The sequence below is a fragment of the Nocardia sp. NPDC004068 genome (genome assembly GCF_042874315.1).
In the GTDB taxonomy this organism is placed as follows: Bacteria; Actinomycetota; Actinomycetes; order Mycobacteriales; family Mycobacteriaceae; genus Nocardia.
This window is the reverse complement of record NZ_JBIAMW010000005.1, coordinates 150,150-165,788: the sequence shown is the minus strand read 5'-3', so window position 1 is coordinate 165,788 and position 15,639 is coordinate 150,150. Positions and strand designations below refer to the sequence as shown.

Annotated in this window: 12 protein-coding genes; 8 read left to right on the top strand and 4 right to left on the bottom strand. The window is 70.5% G+C overall.

The genetic code is table 11. The features are described 5' to 3' along the window. Window positions 1–212: 212 nt before the first annotated feature. Both ACFYTQ_RS14125 and ACFYTQ_RS14120 read right to left on the bottom strand, forming a co-directional pair. Window positions 213–1,166, bottom strand: coding sequence for an acyl-CoA dehydrogenase family protein (locus tag ACFYTQ_RS14125; protein ID WP_387360515.1), 954 nt, complete (start codon window positions 1,164–1,166; stop codon window positions 213–215). A gap of 25 nt (window positions 1,167–1,191) precedes the next feature. Beyond that, the gene (locus ACFYTQ_RS14120) at window positions 1,192–2,358 is read right to left on the bottom strand and encodes an acyl-CoA dehydrogenase family protein (RefSeq protein WP_387360513.1); all 1,167 of its coding nucleotides are present in this window, start codon (window positions 2,356–2,358) and stop codon (window positions 1,192–1,194) included. 96 nt (window positions 2,359–2,454) lie between these two features. On the opposite strand from ACFYTQ_RS14120, the gene ACFYTQ_RS14115 reads away from it, so the two are divergent. The 8 genes from ACFYTQ_RS14115 (at window position 2,455) to ACFYTQ_RS14080 (ending at window position 13,354) form a co-directional block, all read left to right on the top strand. Next, a complete protein-coding gene (locus tag ACFYTQ_RS14115) occupies window positions 2,455–3,276 on the top strand; it encodes a FadR/GntR family transcriptional regulator (RefSeq protein ID WP_387360511.1) in 822 nt (273 codons plus the stop codon). A gap of 296 nt (window positions 3,277–3,572) precedes the next feature. Then, window positions 3,573–5,207, top strand: a complete 1,635-nt coding sequence (locus ACFYTQ_RS14110; RefSeq protein WP_387360509.1) for an SMP-30/gluconolactonase/LRE family protein — start codon at window positions 3,573–3,575, stop codon at window positions 5,205–5,207. A gap of 4 nt (window positions 5,208–5,211) precedes the next feature. Next, window positions 5,212–6,057: an SDR family NAD(P)-dependent oxidoreductase gene (locus tag ACFYTQ_RS14105; protein WP_387360507.1), complete on the top strand. Its 846-nt coding sequence runs from the start codon at window positions 5,212–5,214 to the stop codon at window positions 6,055–6,057. 26 nt (window positions 6,058–6,083) lie between these two features. Next, entirely contained in the window at window positions 6,084–7,439 is a 1,356-nt protein-coding gene (locus tag ACFYTQ_RS14100; protein ID WP_387360505.1) for an SRPBCC family protein, read from the top strand. Window positions 7,440–7,466: 27 nt separating this feature from the next. Next, window positions 7,467–9,290: a flavin-containing monooxygenase gene (locus ACFYTQ_RS14095; RefSeq protein WP_387360503.1), complete on the top strand. Its 1,824-nt coding sequence runs from the start codon at window positions 7,467–7,469 to the stop codon at window positions 9,288–9,290. Next, window positions 9,287–10,216 (top strand): SDR family NAD(P)-dependent oxidoreductase, encoded by a 930-nt coding sequence (locus ACFYTQ_RS14090; RefSeq protein ID WP_387360501.1) that lies wholly within the window; start codon window positions 9,287–9,289, stop codon window positions 10,214–10,216. Before ACFYTQ_RS14095 ends, ACFYTQ_RS14090 begins: the two co-directional genes overlap by 4 nt. Next, entirely contained in the window at window positions 10,206–11,912 is a 1,707-nt protein-coding gene (locus ACFYTQ_RS14085; RefSeq protein ID WP_387360499.1) for a thiamine pyrophosphate-binding protein, read from the top strand. Before ACFYTQ_RS14090 ends, ACFYTQ_RS14085 begins: the two co-directional genes overlap by 11 nt. 2 nt (window positions 11,913–11,914) lie before the next feature. Then, complete coding sequence (locus tag ACFYTQ_RS14080; protein ID WP_387360498.1) at window positions 11,915–13,354, top strand: aldehyde dehydrogenase family protein; 1,440 nt, start codon at window positions 11,915–11,917, stop codon at window positions 13,352–13,354. On the opposite strand, the gene ACFYTQ_RS14075 is transcribed toward ACFYTQ_RS14080, so the two are convergent. Both ACFYTQ_RS14075 and ACFYTQ_RS14070 read right to left on the bottom strand, forming a co-directional pair. Beyond that, complete coding sequence (locus tag ACFYTQ_RS14075; RefSeq protein WP_387360497.1) at window positions 13,329–14,477, bottom strand: acyl-CoA dehydrogenase family protein; 1,149 nt, start codon at window positions 14,475–14,477, stop codon at window positions 13,329–13,331. The two genes, ACFYTQ_RS14080 and ACFYTQ_RS14075, sit on opposite strands and share 26 nt — an antisense overlap. Before the next feature lie 14 nt (window positions 14,478–14,491). Then, window positions 14,492–15,637: a thiolase family protein gene (locus ACFYTQ_RS14070; RefSeq protein WP_387360496.1), complete on the bottom strand. Its 1,146-nt coding sequence runs from the start codon at window positions 15,635–15,637 to the stop codon at window positions 14,492–14,494. Between the last annotated feature and the right edge of the window lie 2 nt (window positions 15,638–15,639).

Below are 15,639 nucleotides of genomic sequence, written 5' to 3'. Positions count from 1 at the left end.
GTCCGCTCCCCGCCCCTCCTGGCTCCCTCGGCGGCGCATCTCGTCACACTCCCGGGCCTCCTGGCTCCCTCGGCAACGTATCCCGTCACGCTTTCCGCCCCTCCCGGTTTCCTCGACGGCGCATCTCGTCCGCTCCCCGCCCCCCGGTTTCCTCGGCGGCGTCATCCCGCCACGCTTCCCGCCCCTCCTGGCTCCCTCGGCGGCGCATCCCGTCACGCTCCCGGTGGTTCGGAGAACAGGCCGGTGATGCCGCGGCGGCCGATTCGGCGGGACAGGAGGTCCTCGGTGGCGGAGTGGGGGTAGGGGAGGCGGCGTAGGGGGAGGCTGTAGCGGGAGAGCCAGGACAGGAAGGACTCGTCGCAGAAGCCGAGGGCGCCGTGGAGTTGATGGGCGACGCGGAAGACGAGGTCGGCCGCCTCGAGGGCGGCCAGCCGGAGGGCCAGGGCGTCGTCGACGGCGGACCGGTCCCCGGCCGCGAGGCTCCACAGGGCGTAGCGGGCCAGCATCTCCACGCCGCGTCGCTCGACCTCCGCGTCGGTCAATTGGAAACGGACGGACTGGAATTCGGCCAACGGCCGCCCGAACTGCTCCCGGACCAGCACGTGCGCCCGCGCCAGATCCAGCGCCCGATCCAACATCCCGAGCAACGTCCAGCACGGCAGGACCAGGGCGAGGGCCACATACCGATCGGCGTCGGGCAGGGCAACCCCGGCGGGCCGCACCTCCAGCGGCGTCACGAACGCCGACTCCCGCGGCAACGAATCCGACGGCGGCACAACGACTTCCCCGAACGCACCGTCGATAGTCACCGCCGCCCACCGCGACGACAGCCCCGCCACGGCCGCGACCGGATCCCGCTCGGCCACCAGCACCAGCCCGTCCACCTCGAGCCCGTCCGGCCGCGCCAACCGCTCCGCCACCGGATACGGAACCGCCCGATACCCCACCGCCCGACACAGCGCCGCCGCCGCCTCGAGTTCCCCGGCGTCCCGCAAGGGCTCCAGCTCCCACGCCCCGACCCCCTCAAGCACCGGCTCGATCACCGACTCCCGGTGGGCGAGCCCCCCTTCGGCCCGCCGCACCAACTCGTCCCCACCCGCCGCCCGCAACGCCCCCGCCACCGCCCGCCCATATTCGACCGCCTCATCGCTCAATTCGACCCGCATACCGCCCCTCCCGTCGACGTCGCCCTCACGCGGCGGCCCGGGGATCGGGTGGGGGCAGCAGGGTCCGCGATAGCAGGGTTTGCTGGATCTCGATGCTGCCGGAGGCTACGGTGGCTGCGTTGGCGTAGCGCCAGTGGTCGGCGACGGCGGCGCGGAAATGGTTGCGGGCGGGTGTGTTCGGGGGGATCGAGTGTGCTATTTCGGCGAGGACCGCGGCGCTCTCCTGGTCCAGCCGGGTGACCGCGATGCGGTAGGCCGCCGCGTCGGCGGGGGTGACGCGGCCCGCGTCCTGGAGGGACACCACCTGATAGGCGAGGAGGCGGGCGCGACGGCAGTGCACCAGCGCTCGGGTCCACCGCGCTCGCAGCGCGGGCGGTAGCTCGTCCCAGACCTCGCCCGCCGCGCCGGGAGCGTCGTGCAGCAGGCGCTCGCACCGGGCGTACCGCGCGATGCCCACGCGCTCGAAGGCCAGCACCTCCTGGACGACAGCCCATCCGCCGCCCACCTCGCCGAGCACATCGGCCTCCGTCGCGCGCACCCCGTCGAGGAACACCTCGTTGAGATGATGCGGCCCCAACATGGCCCGGATCGGCCGGACCTCGATCGCCGGATCGGACATGGGCAGCAGGAACACCGTGAGCCCCTGCTGTTTTCGCGCCTCCCGCGAGGTGCGCGCCAGCAGGAAACACCACTGCGCCATGGTCGCGTAGGAGGTCCAGATCTTCTGCCCCGAGATGCGCCAGCCGTCGCCGTCGCGCCGCGCGGAGGTGCGCAGCGACGCCAGATCCGATCCCGCGTCGGGCTCGCTGAACCCCTGACACCAGATCACCTCGCCCCGCGCGATCGGCGGCAGATGCTTGCGCCGCTGCTCGGCCGTGCCGTGCCGCATGATCGTCGGCCCCACCCAGTTGACGCCCATGTACTGCGCGCCACGCGGCTCGTGCCGCGCCCACATCTCCTCGCGCACCACCGTCTGCTCCCACACCGACGCGCCGCGCCCGCCGAACTCCTCCGGCCAGGCCGCGCACAGCAGCCCGCGCTCCGACAGCACCCCGCAGAACCGTTGTGCCAGCGCGAGATCCGCGGGATCGTCGGTGAAGGCGCCGAGGAAATCGGCCGGAACCTCGGCGGCGATCAACCGCCGCAGCTCCCCCCGAAGCGTCGCGGCGGCCTCCCCCATCGTGAAGTCCATGCGCCGCAGGCTACTTCAATCCTCTAAAGGATAGCAATATTTGAGGGCTAATCCGCTGGTGAACTAGACTCCGACCATGATCGGGAGGCGACACGCGTGAGCACACCCCCTCGCCGCGGGCGGAACGCGCCTCGCGTGCCGCAGCGCCGCATCGCCGAAACCGTTGCCGCCGAACTGCGCGCGCGCATCCTCGCCGGGGACGACGACTATCGCCTGCCCACCCAGGACCAGCTGGTCCAGGACTTCGGCGTCAGCTATCCGTCCATCCGCGAGGCGCTGCGCATCCTGGAGACCGAGGGCCTGGTGACGGTGCGGCGCGGCAATGTCGGCGGCGCGGAGGTGCATCGCCCCGACGAGTCCTCGGCGGCCTATCACCTGGGCCTGGCCCTCCAAGGAGCGCGCGTCACGCTCGGCGATCTGGCCGCGGGTCTGCGCATGCTGGAACCGCTGTGCGCGTCGGCGTGCGCCGAACGCGCCGACCGGGCCGAGACCGTCGTCCCCGCGCTCGCCGCGAGCGTCGAGGCGTCGGCGGCGCTGGTCGGCGACGGCGTCGCGTTCACCCACACCGCGCGCGAATTCCACGATCTGATCGTGTCTTTCACCCCCAACCTGACCATCCGTTACGTGGTGAGCACGCTGGTCACCCTGTGGTCGGCGCAGGAGCAGGCGTGGGCCGAGGCCCGGACCGAACAGGGCGAGTACCCCTCCGAGGCCGAGGCCGCCGCGGCGGTCCGCACCCATCGGCGCATCGTGCGCGAGATCGAGGCGGGCCGCGCCGCCGAGGCCGAGCGCCTCTACCGCACCCACCTCACCGCCACCCAGGCCCTGGTGCTGGAACGATTCGACGACGGCGTCGTCGGCGCCTCCCCCACCCTGGCTCGCGCCCAGTTCCGCGCGGTCCCGCGGACCCGCATCTGATCCCGCTGACATGCGGTAACCTTCTTCTCGAACCTGCGAATACGCGTGCCGACAAGGCTTGGATAGATTTCCACTGCCGGTCGGGCCGCACGCCTGCAAACATGCTGTAATGCGCTGCGCGCCAACGTATTCGGACCCTTCGAAGAAACACGGCGCACCACGCCCTCGAGACGCCGAAACACCGCCCCCACCAGCGTTTCCCACCGCCGGTATTGCTATCCTTATGAGGATTGAAGTAGCGTAGCCCCCGAACCAGTGGCCTGCGTCACGCCGCACCTCCGGCATCCGGCGCGCCCATGGCGAACGCATCGTTCTCACCTCACCCGGGAGGCCCCGCCTTGACTCAGGGGGCGCGCTACACCAGCACCACACCCATCACCGCCGCCGAGGGGGTGAGCATCGACCGCCTCACCCCACCCAGCCGCCTGTTCGGCGCCAACGGCCTGCGCACCGGACCCGACGGCCGGGTCTACGTGGCCCAGGTCGTCGGCAGCCAGATCAGCGCGCTCGACGTCGCCACCGGCGACCTCGAGACCGTCAGCGCCAAGGGTGGCGACATCGTCGCACCCGACGATCTGGCCTTCGACCCCGAGGGCAACCTCATCGCCACCGAGTACATGGACGCGCGAGTCAGCCTGCGCGACAAGGCCGGTCGCACCCGCGTCCTGCGCGCCGACCTGCCCGGCGCCAACGGCATCACCGTGCACGCGGGCCGATTGTTCGTCAACGAGTGCCGCATCGGCGGACGGCTCGTCGAACTCCCGCTAGACGGCGGCGCGCCCCGCGTCCTCCAGGACGACCTGCCCATGCCCAACGCCATGGAGGTCGGCCCCGACGGACTCCTCTACTACCCGGTCATGGGCACCAACGACATCTGGCGCATCCACCCCGACGGCGGCGAACCCGAACGCGTCGCGGGCGATCTCGGCGTCCCCGACTCGGTGAAGTTCGACGCCGCCGGGTTCATCGTCTCCACCCAGGTCCAGACCGGCGAGGTGCTGCGCATCGATCCGCGCACCGGCGACCGGCGGGTGCTCGCGAATCTCGCTCCGGGACTGGACAATTGCACGTTCGTCGGCGACCGCCTGTTCGTCTCCAGCTTCACCGGCGAGATCACCGAGATCCTGCCCGGCGGCGCGACCCGGGCCGTCCTCCCCGGCGGCCTGCTGTGGCCGCTGGACCTCAGCGTCGGCCCCGGCGGCGAACTCTACGTCGCCGACGGCACCTACCTGCACGTGCTGCGCGACGGCCGCCTGCACGTCGTCGCCTCGCTGTTCACCCCCGGCACCCCGGGGTACGTGCGCGGCGTGGCGGCGGTCGCGTCGAACGAACTGCTCTGCGCCACCTCGGTGGGCCAGATCGCCGTCCACCGTCCCGGACCCGAACCCGAAACAGAGTTGCTCGCAGAGGGTTTCGACCGTCTCTACGGCGTGACCGCCGCCGCGGACCGGGCGGTGGTCGCCGCCGAGCTGGGCACCGGCCGCGTGGTGTCGGTGCGCGCGGGCACCACTGAGGTCCTCGCCTCCGGCCTCGCCGGACCCATGGGCGTGGCCGTCACCGGCGACGGCACGATCCTGGTCTCCGAATCCGAGGGCGGCCGCATCGTCTCGATCGGCGGCGGCGTCGACACCGTGGTCGACGGCCTCGAACATCCGCAGGGAATCCTGGTGCGCGGCAAGGAGATTCTCATCGTCGACGCCGGACTGCGCGAGCTGATCGGCGTCGACCTGGAGACCAAGGCGCGCCGCACCCTCGCCGCGCACCTGCCCGTCGGCGCGCCGCCCGGCGTCGAACCCAAACCGCTGCTCGGCACGCCCCCGTTCTCCGGCCCCATGGGCCCGTTCGCGGGCATCGCCGCCGGACCCGACGGAACGGTCTACGTCTCCGCCGACGCCGAGGGCAGCGTGCTGGCCGTCCGGATCGGAGCGTGAACCCATGAGCCTCGACGGCCTCGGACTCGGCGGCCGCGTCGTGATCGTCTCCGGCGCGGGCGGCGGCGGCATCGGCACCGCGGTGACCCGAATGCTCGGGCAGGCCGGGGCCACAGTCGTCGCGGTCAGCCGCTCGAAGGACAATCTCGCCGAACACATCGAACCGCTAGCGGCGGAGGGCCTTCCGGTGCTCCCGGTAGCGGCCGACGCGGCCACCGACGAGGGCATCGCCACCGTGCTCGACGCCGCCCGCCGCGCCCCCGGCGACCTGCACGGGTTGGTCAATGTCGCGGGCGGGGCGGCCCCCGCCACCTGGATGCCCGCCACCCGCGTCACCCGCGCGGACTGGCGGGACCTGTTCACCCAGAACCTGGAGACCATGTTCTTCATGAGCCAGGCCGTCGCCGCGGAACTGAAGGCGCGCGGCCGCCCCGGCTCGATCGTGTCGCTCTCCTCGATCAGCGGCATGAACACCGCCCCCTTCCACATCGCCTACGGCACGGCGAAATCCGCGCTGGTGGCCGCCACCCGCACCCTGGCCGTCGAACTGGCCCTCGACGGCATCCGCGTCAACGCCGTCGCGCCCGGCGTCACCGCCACCCCCGCCTCGCGCACCTATGTCGGCGACGACCCGGACCGCGACCGCCGCGCCATCGCCATGGGCCGCCGCGGCACCCCCGAGGAACAGGCCGGGCCCATCCTGTTCCTGCTGTCGGACCTGTCGAGCTACATCACCGGCCAGACGCTGCTCGTCGACGGCGGCCTGAACCTCAAATGGACCCATCTGGGCGACGACAACACCTCGCTGTTCCTCGCGGACCCGTCGTTCCGCGCCGCCATCACTCGCTGAAACCCGGTGTGCACCAGGAGGATCGCATGACCGACACCACCGAAACCGAGCCGCTGTCCACGCCGATGGAAATCGGCGTCGAGGCCTACATCTCCCCCGAGTACGCCCGGGCCGAGGCCGACAAGCTGTGGGCCAAGGTGTGGCAGCAGGTCTGCCGGGTGGAGGAGATCCCGCGCGTGGGCGACTTCCTCACCTACGAGATCATGGCCGATTCGATCATCGTGGTCCGCACCGCGCCCGACACCATCCGCGCCTACCACAATGTGTGCGCCCACCGCGGCCGCCGCCTGATCGACACCCCGCCCGGCGCGCACGACGCCCGCGGCTCCCGCAAACAGTTCGTGTGCGGATTCCACGGCTGGCGTTACGATCTCGACGGCCGCAACACCTTCGCCCCCGAACGCGAGGACTGGACCTGCGGGCTCACCGAACGCAACGACGGGCTCAGCAAGGTCCGCGTCGACACCTGGGGCGGCTGGGTCTGGATCACCATGGACCCCGACTGCGAACCGCTGCGCGACTACCTCGAACCCGCCGCGAGCCTGCTCGAGCACTTCGAACTCGAGAACATGCGCTACCGCTGGCGGCGCTGGCTGACCTTCGACTGCAACTGGAAGGTCGCCTTCGAGGCGTTCATGGAGACCTACCACGTCCCCTACACCCACCCGGAGTTCATGAACTTCGGCCAGTTCCTCGGCTGGGCGCGGGCGCAGGGCAAGCACAGCAACATCGGCTACGACGCGCCCAAGGGCATGGAGGAGAACCAGGCCAAGGTGCGCCTGGGCACCGGCCCCGACGCCCGCGCCGCCACCGCCGCGTTGCAGAACTTCACCTGGGAGAACGCCAACACCAACACCACCCGCACCCTGGTCGACGTCGCCAACCGGCTGGTCGACGAATTGCCCGAGGGCACACCGGCTCCCGAGGTGCTGCGCTACTGGCTCGACACCGCGCGCTCGGAGGACGAACGGCGCGGGGTGGTGTGGCCGAAGGTCGACCCGGACGTCGTCGCCCGCGCGGGCACCGCCTGGCAGATCTTCCCCAACTTCCAGATCGGCCACGCGCTCAACAACATGCTGTGCTACCGATTCCGCCCGTACGGATTCGATCCGGACAAGTGCGTCTTCGAGGCCGCGGTGTTCGAGCTGTTCCCGCCCGGCGAGGAACCCGAGACCGAATGGGAGTACACCCCGGTCGGGGATCCGCGCTGGCGGACCGTGCTGCCACAGGACTTCGCGAACATGGCCGCGGTGCAGCAGGGCATGAAGAGTCGCGGCTTCTCCGGTCCCAAGCCCAACCCGTACCGCGAACGCAGCGTGGTCAACCTGCACCGCAATCTCGCCGCCTACCTCGGCACCGGCGAGCCGCGCGAACTCGCCTGAAACAGTCTCTCCAGCAAGGACATTCGCATGCACGACTGCGCACCCACGCAGACCCCCGAGATCGATCTGCCCGCGCTGCGGGCCCGCTATCTGGCCGAACGCGACAAGCGGCTGCGCCCGGAGGGTCAGGATCAGTACCTGGTGGCCGAGGACGAGTTCGGCGAGTTCTACGAGTCCGACCCCTACACCCCGGTCGTGCCGCGCGCCCCGCGCACCGACGAGATCGAGGTGGCGATCCTCGGCGGCGGCTGGGCGGGGCTGCTCGCCGGGGCCCGGCTCGACGAGGCCGGGGTCACCGACTTCCGCATCATCGAACTGGGCGGCGACTTCGGCGGCGCGTGGTACTGGAACCGCTATCCCGGAATCCAGTGCGACACCGACAGTTACGCCTATCTGCCGCTGCTCGAGGAAACCGGCTACATGCCGACCGAGAAGTACGCCCACGGCGACGAATGCTTCGAGCACGCCCAGCGCATCGGCAAGCACTACAACCTCTACGAACGCGCCCTCTTCAGCACCCTGGTGACCGCGCTCGCCTGGGACGAGGATCTGGGCCGCTGGCGGGTGGGCACCAACCGCGGCGACGATCTGCGCGCCCGGTTCGTCGTCATGGCCCAGGGCCCGTTCAATCGACCGAAACTGCCGGGCATTCCGGGCATCCGCGACTTCACCGGGCACACCTTCCACAGCGCCCGCTGGGACTACGCGTACACCGGCGGCGATATGCGCGGCGGGCTGACCGGGCTCGCGGGCAAGCGGGTCGCGGTCATCGGCACGGGAGCCAGTGGCATCCAGGTCATCCCGCACATCGCGAAGTCCGCCGACCACCTCTACGTCTTCCAGCGCACCCCCTCCTACATCTACGAGCGCGGCGACGTGCCGACCGATCCGGAGTGGGCGGCCTCGCTGAAACCGGGCTGGGTGCGCGAACGCAAACGCAACTTCCACACCGCGGCCTTCGAGGCGTTCGCGCCCGGCCAGCCGGATCTCATCTGCGACGGCTGGACCGAGGTGAGCCGCAATCTGGAGGCGCGTCTGAGCGCGACCGGCGGCTGGGCGACGCTCACCCCGGAGAAGTTCATGGAGCTGCGCGAGATCGAGGACTACAAGGCGATGGAACGCGTGCGCCAGCGCGTCGACGCCATCGTGAAGGACCCCGCGACGGCCGAGGCGCTCAAACCGTACTACCGATTCCTGTGCAAGCGACCGTGCTTCAACGACGAATACCTGCCGACCTTCAACCGCGACAACGTGACGCTGATCGACGTGTCGAAAACCAAAGGCGTGGAACGCATCACGGCCACCGGCATCGTCGCCGACGGGGTGGAGCACGCGGTGGACTGCATCGTGTTCGCCAGCGGTTTCGAGATCACCACCGATCTGGACCGCCGCCTGGGCATCGCGCCGTTCACCGGCCGCGACGGGATCTCGCTCTACGACCACTGGGCGCAGGGCTACCGCACCCTGCACGGGCTGACCACCCACGGCTTCCCGAACATCTTCTTCACCGGATTCCTCCAGGGCGGGGTCACCGCCAGCACCACCGACATGTTCGACCAGCAGGCCACCCACATCGCCTACATCCTCGCCAAGGCCACCGAATCCGGTTACGCCACCGTCGAACCCACGCCCGAGGCGGTCGCGGACTGGTGCACGACCGTGCGCGAGACCGCGGTGGACAACACCACCTTCCAGCGCGAGTGCACCCCCGGCTACTACAACAACGAGGGCGAGCGGACGATCCGCTCCCACCTCGGCGAACCGTACTGGCCCGGCTTCTACGCCTTCGAGGATCTGTTGCAGGCGTGGCGCGACTCCGGCGATCTGCCGGGCATGAGCGTCGGCCGATGACCGCCGATCTCCGCTTCGACGGCCGCGTCGCCGTGATCACCGGCGCGGGACGGGGTTTGGGCCGCGCCTACGCGCTGCTGCTGGCCGCGCGCGGGGCGACGGTGGTGGTGAACGATCTGGGCAGCAGTGTGCGCGGCGACACCGTCGTGGGCAGTCCGGCCGCCGACGTGGTGGCCGAGATCGAGGCGGCGGCCGGCGCCGCGATCGCCTCCACCGATTCCGTCGCCACGCCCGAGGGCGGCCGCGCGATCGTGGAGACCGCCCTCGATCGCTTCGGCCGGATCGACGTCCTCATCCACAACGCGGGCAACGTCCGCTACGGTTCGCTGCGCGAAATGTCCTACGAGGACTTCGAATCCGTGCTCGACGTCCACCTGCGCGGCGCGTTCCACGTGGTGCGCCCGGCCTTCCCGGTGATGGCCGACGCCGGGTACGGGCGGGTGGTACTCACCTCCTCGATCGGCGGGCTCTACGGCAACAAGGGGGTCGCCAACTACGCCGCCGCCAAGGCCGGGGTGCTCGGGCTGTCCCAGGTGGTGGCCCTCGAGGGGGCCGAGTACGGCGTCACCAGCAATGTCATCGTGCCCGCCGCGGTCACCCGGCTGGCCGACGGCCTGGACACCTCGGCCTACCCGCCGATGGGCCCGGAACTCACCGCCCCGGCGGTGGGCTGGCTCGCGCACGAAAGCTGTTGTGTCACCGGCGAAATCCTGGTGGCGGTGGCGGGCCGGGTGGCGCGGGCCTACCTCGCGGAGACACCCGGGGTGTATCAGCCCGCCTGGACGGTGGCGGACGTCGCGCGACGCATCGACGAGATCCGCGACCCCGCCGAATCGTGGGTGCTGCCGCCGGTCCCGTCCGGGCACACCGATCACCTGATCAAGAGTTTCGAGCTGGCCAAGGAGGCGGCGCAGCATGTCCGTTAAGGTCTACGAACGCATTCTTCGGCTCCTCGAGGCCGAGGGCATCGACACCCTCTTCGGCATACCCGACCCGAACTTCGTGCACATGTTCCACCTGGCCGAGGAACGCGGCTGGCAGGTCGTCGCCCCGCATCACGAGGAGGCGGCGGGGTTCATGGCCGAGGCGGTGTCGCGGATGACCGGGAGGGCCGCGGTCTGCATCGGCACCCTCGGGCCGGGCGTGGCCAACCTCGCGGGCGCCATGATGTGCGCCAAGGTGGAGAACTCGCCGGTCCTGTTCCTGGGCGGGCAGCGGGCCCGCATCACCGAGCAGCGGGTGCGGCGCGGGCGCATCCAATTCGTCAAGCAGTCGGCGCTTTTCGAGCCGTCGGTCAAGTACAGCGCCAGTATCGAATACGCCGACCAGACCGACGAGATCATTCGCGAGGGCCTGCGCAAGGCGCTCACGGGAACACCCGGCCCGGTGTACATCGAGTACCCCTCGCACGTCATCCTCGAGGACCTCGACGTGCCGGAACCCTTGCCGCCCAGCGCGTATCGGCTCGTCGGTCAGACGGCGGGCGCGGCGCAGATCGCCGAGGCCGCCGCGCTCGTCCGCGCGGCCGAGCGTCCCATCCTGCTCGTCGGGCACGGCGTGCACACCACCCGCACCGGCGAATCCGTGCGCGCGCTCGCGGAGGCCATGGCGTGTCCGGTGATCCAGACCTCCGGCGGCACCTCCTACATCGCCGGGCTCGAGGACCGCACCTTCCCCTACGGCTTCTCCCCGTCGGCGGTGGAGGCCGTGGTGACCTCCGATCTGTGCCTGGCGCTGGGTACCGAACTGGGCGAACCCGTGCACTACGGGCGCGGGCGGCACTGGCTGGCGGGCGACGCGACGCGGAAATGGATTCTGGTGGAACAGAATCCGGAGGCCATCGGGGTGAACCGGCCCATCGACGTCCCGTTGGTCGGCGACCTGCGCGCGGTGGTGCCGCAGTTGGTCGACGCGCTCGCCGACACCCCGCGCACCCCCTCCCCCGATCTGGCCCGCTGGATCGAATCCGACGCCGCCCGGCTCGCCGAACTCGCCGAGACCGCGCCGTCGGGCGGGTCGCCGGTGCATCCGGCGCGGCTGATCGTGGAGGCCACCAAGGCGTTTCCCGCCGACGGCATCATGGTCCGCGACGGCGGGGCGACCACCATCTTCGGCTGGACCTACTCTAAGGCCAAACCGCACGACGTCATCTGGAACCAGAACTTCGGGCATCTGGGCACCGGCCTCCCGTACGCGGTCGGCGCGTCGGTCGCCGACGGCGGCAAGCGGCCGGTCATGCTCGTCACAGGTGATTCGTCGTTCTTGTTCCAGATCGCCGAACTCGAGACCGCCGCGCGACTGCGCCTGCCGCTGGTGTGCGTTGTCGCCGTGGACTATTCGTGGGGTCTGGAGGTCGGGGTGTACAAGCGCACGTTCGGTCCGGGTTCGCGCGAGACCGGGACCCATTGGAGCACCGAGACCAGGCTCGACAAGGTCGCCGAGGGCTTCGGCTGCCACGGCGAGTACATCGAGCGCGACGCCGACATCGCCCCGGCCGTCAAGCGGGCCTACGCCAGCGGCAGACCCGGCGTGATACACGTGGCGGTGGATCCGAAGGCGAATTCGGAGGAAATGCCGAGTTACGACGAATTCCGGACCTGGTACGCGGAGGGAACGCAGTAGCCATGCGCGAGTACACGAAGTTCTACATCGGCGGCGACTGGGTCGACCCGGCCGAGTCCCGCACCTTCGACGTGGTCAACCCGGCCACCGAACAGGTGTGCGGCCGAGTCGCCGCCGGGTCGGCCGAGGACGTGGACCGCGCGGTGGCCGCCGCCCGCGCGGCCTTCCCCGCGTGGTCGCGGACCTCGGTCGCGGACCGAATCGCGGTGCTGCGCACCATCTCCGAACGATTCGAGGAACGCCGCGCCGATCTGGCCGCGGCCCTCACCGAGGAGATGGGCGCGCCCGCCGCGCTGGCCGGCGGGTTCCACTGCGATCTCGCGGCGGGCCATCTCGCCACCGCCATCGAGGTGCTCGAGGGGTTCACCTTCGAGGAGCTGCGCGGGACGACCCTGATCGTGCGCGAGCCGATCGGCGTGTGCGGACTCATCACGCCGTGGAACTGGCCGCTGAACCAGATCGCGGTCAAGGTCTTCCCGGCGCTGGCCACCGGCTGCACGATGGTGCTCAAGCCGTCGGAGCAGTCGCCGTTCAGCGGGCAGATCTTCGCCGAGATCCTCGCCGCCGCAGGCGTTCCCGCCGGGGTGTTCAATCTCGTGCAGGGCGACGGGCCAGGGGTCGGCGTGCCGCTGTCGGCGCATCCGGACGTGGACATGGTGTCGTTCACCGGGTCCACCCGCGCGGGCGTCGAGGTCGCGCGCAATGCCGCGCCCGGCGTCAAACGGGTCACCCAGGAGCTCGGCGGCAAGAGCGCCAATATCGTGCTCGACGACGCGGATCTGCCCGCCAATGTCGCCACCGCCGTCGCGACCCTCGTGGTGAACTCCGGTCAGACCTGTAGTGCGTTGAGCCGCATGCTGATTCCGAATTCCCGCATGGCCGAGGCGATCGAAGCCGCGCGGCAGGCGGCCGAGGCGATCACCGTGGGCGACCCCACCGGCGATGTGGCCGTGGGGCCGGTGGTGTCGGGCGCGCAGTTCGACAAGATCCAGGCCCTCATCCGCAAGGGCATCGAGGAGGGCGCGACGCTGGTGATCGGCGGTCCCGGGCGCCCGGCGGGTCTCGACACCGGGTACTACGTCAAGCCCACGGTCTTCGCCGACGTCACCAACGACATGACCATCGCCCGCGAGGAGATCTTCGGCCCGGTGCTGTGCATCCTCGGCTACGACGATCTCGACCAGGCCGTGGCCATCGCCAACGACTCCGACTACGGTTTGGCCGGAAATGTCGCCGGGGCCGATCTCGAGCAGGCCCGCGCGGTGGCGCGGCGGCTGCGCGCGGGCTGGGTCGGCATCAACGACGGCTTCGATTTCCACTGCCCGTTCGGCGGCTACCGCAAGAGCGGAAACGGCCGGGAGTGGGGCGAATTCGGCTTCGAGGACTACCTGGAGATCAAGGGCATTCCGGGGTGGGCTACAGCCCCAGATCCCGGGCAATGAGCAGTTTCATGACCTCGCTGGTGCCCGCGTAGATCCGAGCCACGCGGGCATCGGTGTACAGCCGGGCGATCGGATACTCCATCATGTACCCGTAGCCGCCGAACAATTGGAGGCAGCGGTCGACCACCCGGCCCTGCACCTCGGTGCAGAACAGTTTCACCCGGGCCGCGTCGGCCGCCGACAGTTCGCCGTCGATCAGCTCCCGCACCGCGCGGTCGGCCATGGCCTGGGCGGCCTCCACCTCCGCCGACATGGCCGCCAGCTCGAATTTGGTGTTCTGGAACGAGGCGACCGGCGTGCCGAACGCCTTGCGCTGCTTGACGTAATCCACCGTCGCCGCGATGGCCGCCCGCGCCTGCGCCACCGAACCGACCGCGACCGTCATCCGCTCCTGCGGCAGATTGTGCCCCAGATAGCCGAACGCCCTGCCCTCCTCGCCGAGCCGATTCGCCTGCGGCACACGGACATTGTCGAAGGCGAGTTCCATGGTGTCCTGCACCTTGCAGCCCATCTTCTCCAGCATCCGCCCCCGGGTGAACCCGGGCATCCCGTCCTCGACGACCAGCAGGGTCAGTCCCGCGCGCCGATTGTCCGGATCGGTGGAGGTGCGGGCCACCACGATCACCAGATCGGCATTGGCGCCGCCGGTGATGAAGGTCTTGGCGCCGTTGAGGAGGTAGTCGTCGCCGTCGCGAATCGCGGTGGTGCGCATCCCCGCCAGATCCGAGCCGGTGCCCGGTTCGGTCATGGCGATCGCGGTGAGCAGGCGGCCCGCGGCCAGGCCGGGGAACCAGCGTGCGCGCTGCGCCTCGTCGGCGTATTCGAGGAAGTACGGCAGGATGACGTCGAGCTGCGTGCGCACGGTGCCGAGGGTGACCAGCGCTCGGGCCGCCTCCTCCTGCAACACCACGTTATAGCGGTAATCCCGCATCCCCGCGCCGCCGTACTGTTCGGGCAGCGCGAAGCCGAGCAGGCCGAGATCGCCCATCTCGGTGAAGATCTCGCGCGGCATGATGCCCGCCTTCTCCCAGGCGGGATACTCGGGCACGATCCGCGCGTGCACGAAATCCCGGACCAGCGTGCGGAATTCGTCGTGGTCGGGGGTGAACAGGTCGCGGCGCACCGGTGGCCCTTCCGTCAGGAGATCGACTCGACAATGGTGGCGTTGGCGGTGCCGCCGCCCTCGCACATGGTCTGCAAGCCGTAGCGAATCCCGTTGTCGCGCATGTGATGGATCATGCGGGTCATCAGCACCGCCCCCGACGCGCCGAGCGGATGCCCCAGCGCGATCGCCCCGCCCAGCGGGTTGAGCAGTTCCGGATCGGCGCCGGTCTCGGCCAGCCACGCCAGCGGCACCGGCGCGAACGCCTCGTTCACCTCGAACACCCCGATATCGCCCAGCGCCAGACCGGCTTTCGCGAGCGCCTTCTCCGTCGCGGGGATGGGCCCGGTGAGCATGAGCACCGGATCCGACCCCGCCACCGCGCCCGCGCGATACCGCACCAGCGGGGTCAGGCCCAGTTCGCGCGCCTTCTCCGGCGTGGTGAGCAGCAGCGCGGCCGCGCCGTCGGAGATCTGCGAGGAGTTGCCCGCGTGGATCACCCCGTCGGACTGGAAGGCGGGTTTCAGCCCGGACAGTTTCTCGACCGTGGTGCCGCGCCGGATGCCCTCGTCGGCGAGCACCGCGCCGGATTCCGTTGCCACACCGACGATCTGGTCGGCGAACGCGCCGCGATCCTGCGCGGCCGCGGCGAGTTCGTGGGAGCGCGCGGCGTATTCGTCGAGCGCGGTGCGGGAGAACCCCCACTTGCGCGCGATCAGTTCCGCGGACACGCCCTGATTGAACGAGAAGTCGTCGTAGCGGGCCAATACTCTCGGCCCGTAGGGCATCCCGCTCGCGCGGGCCGCGCCGAGCGGCACCCGGCTCATCACCTCCACCCCGCCCGCCACCACCACGTCCTGCTGACCCGACAGCACCGCCTGCGCCGCGAAATCCAGTGCCTGCTGGCTGGATCCGCACGCGCGGTTGATCGTGGTGCCCGGAATCGACTCCGGCCAGCCCGCGGCCAGCACCGCGTAGCGGCCGATATTCGACGACTGATCGCCCACCTGGGACACACAGCCCCAGATCACGTCGTCGACCACCGCCGGATCGATGCCGGTGCGCGTCGCCAGTTCGGTGAGCACCGTCGCGGACAGGTCGGCCGGGTGCACGCCGGCCAGCCCGCCGCCGCGTTTGCCGACGGCGGTCCGAACCGCCCCCGCCACAACCACTTCCCGCATGG

Excerpts from the sequence above, each read along its gene's own strand:
- ACFYTQ_RS14125 (WP_387360515.1), bottom strand. The coding sequence starts at position 1,166 with ATGCGGGTCGAATTGAGCGATGAGGCGGTCGAATATGGGCGGGCGGTG.
- ACFYTQ_RS14120 (WP_387360513.1), bottom strand. The coding sequence starts at position 2,358 with ATGGACTTCACGATGGGGGAGGCCGCCGCGACGCTTCGGGGGGAGCTG.
- ACFYTQ_RS14110 (WP_387360509.1), top strand. The coding sequence starts at position 3,573 with ATGGCGAACGCATCGTTCTCACCTCACCCGGGAGGCCCCGCCTTGACT.
- ACFYTQ_RS14105 (WP_387360507.1), top strand. The coding sequence starts at position 5,212 with ATGAGCCTCGACGGCCTCGGACTCGGCGGCCGCGTCGTGATCGTCTCC.
- ACFYTQ_RS14100 (WP_387360505.1), top strand. The coding sequence starts at position 6,084 with ATGACCGACACCACCGAAACCGAGCCGCTGTCCACGCCGATGGAAATC.
- ACFYTQ_RS14095 (WP_387360503.1), top strand. The coding sequence starts at position 7,467 with ATGCACGACTGCGCACCCACGCAGACCCCCGAGATCGATCTGCCCGCG.
- ACFYTQ_RS14090 (WP_387360501.1), top strand. The coding sequence starts at position 9,287 with ATGACCGCCGATCTCCGCTTCGACGGCCGCGTCGCCGTGATCACCGGC.
- ACFYTQ_RS14085 (WP_387360499.1), top strand. The coding sequence starts at position 10,206 with ATGTCCGTTAAGGTCTACGAACGCATTCTTCGGCTCCTCGAGGCCGAG.
- ACFYTQ_RS14080 (WP_387360498.1), top strand. The coding sequence starts at position 11,915 with ATGCGCGAGTACACGAAGTTCTACATCGGCGGCGACTGGGTCGACCCG.
- ACFYTQ_RS14070 (WP_387360496.1), bottom strand. The coding sequence starts at position 15,637 with ATGCGGGAAGTGGTTGTGGCGGGGGCGGTTCGGACCGCCGTCGGCAAA.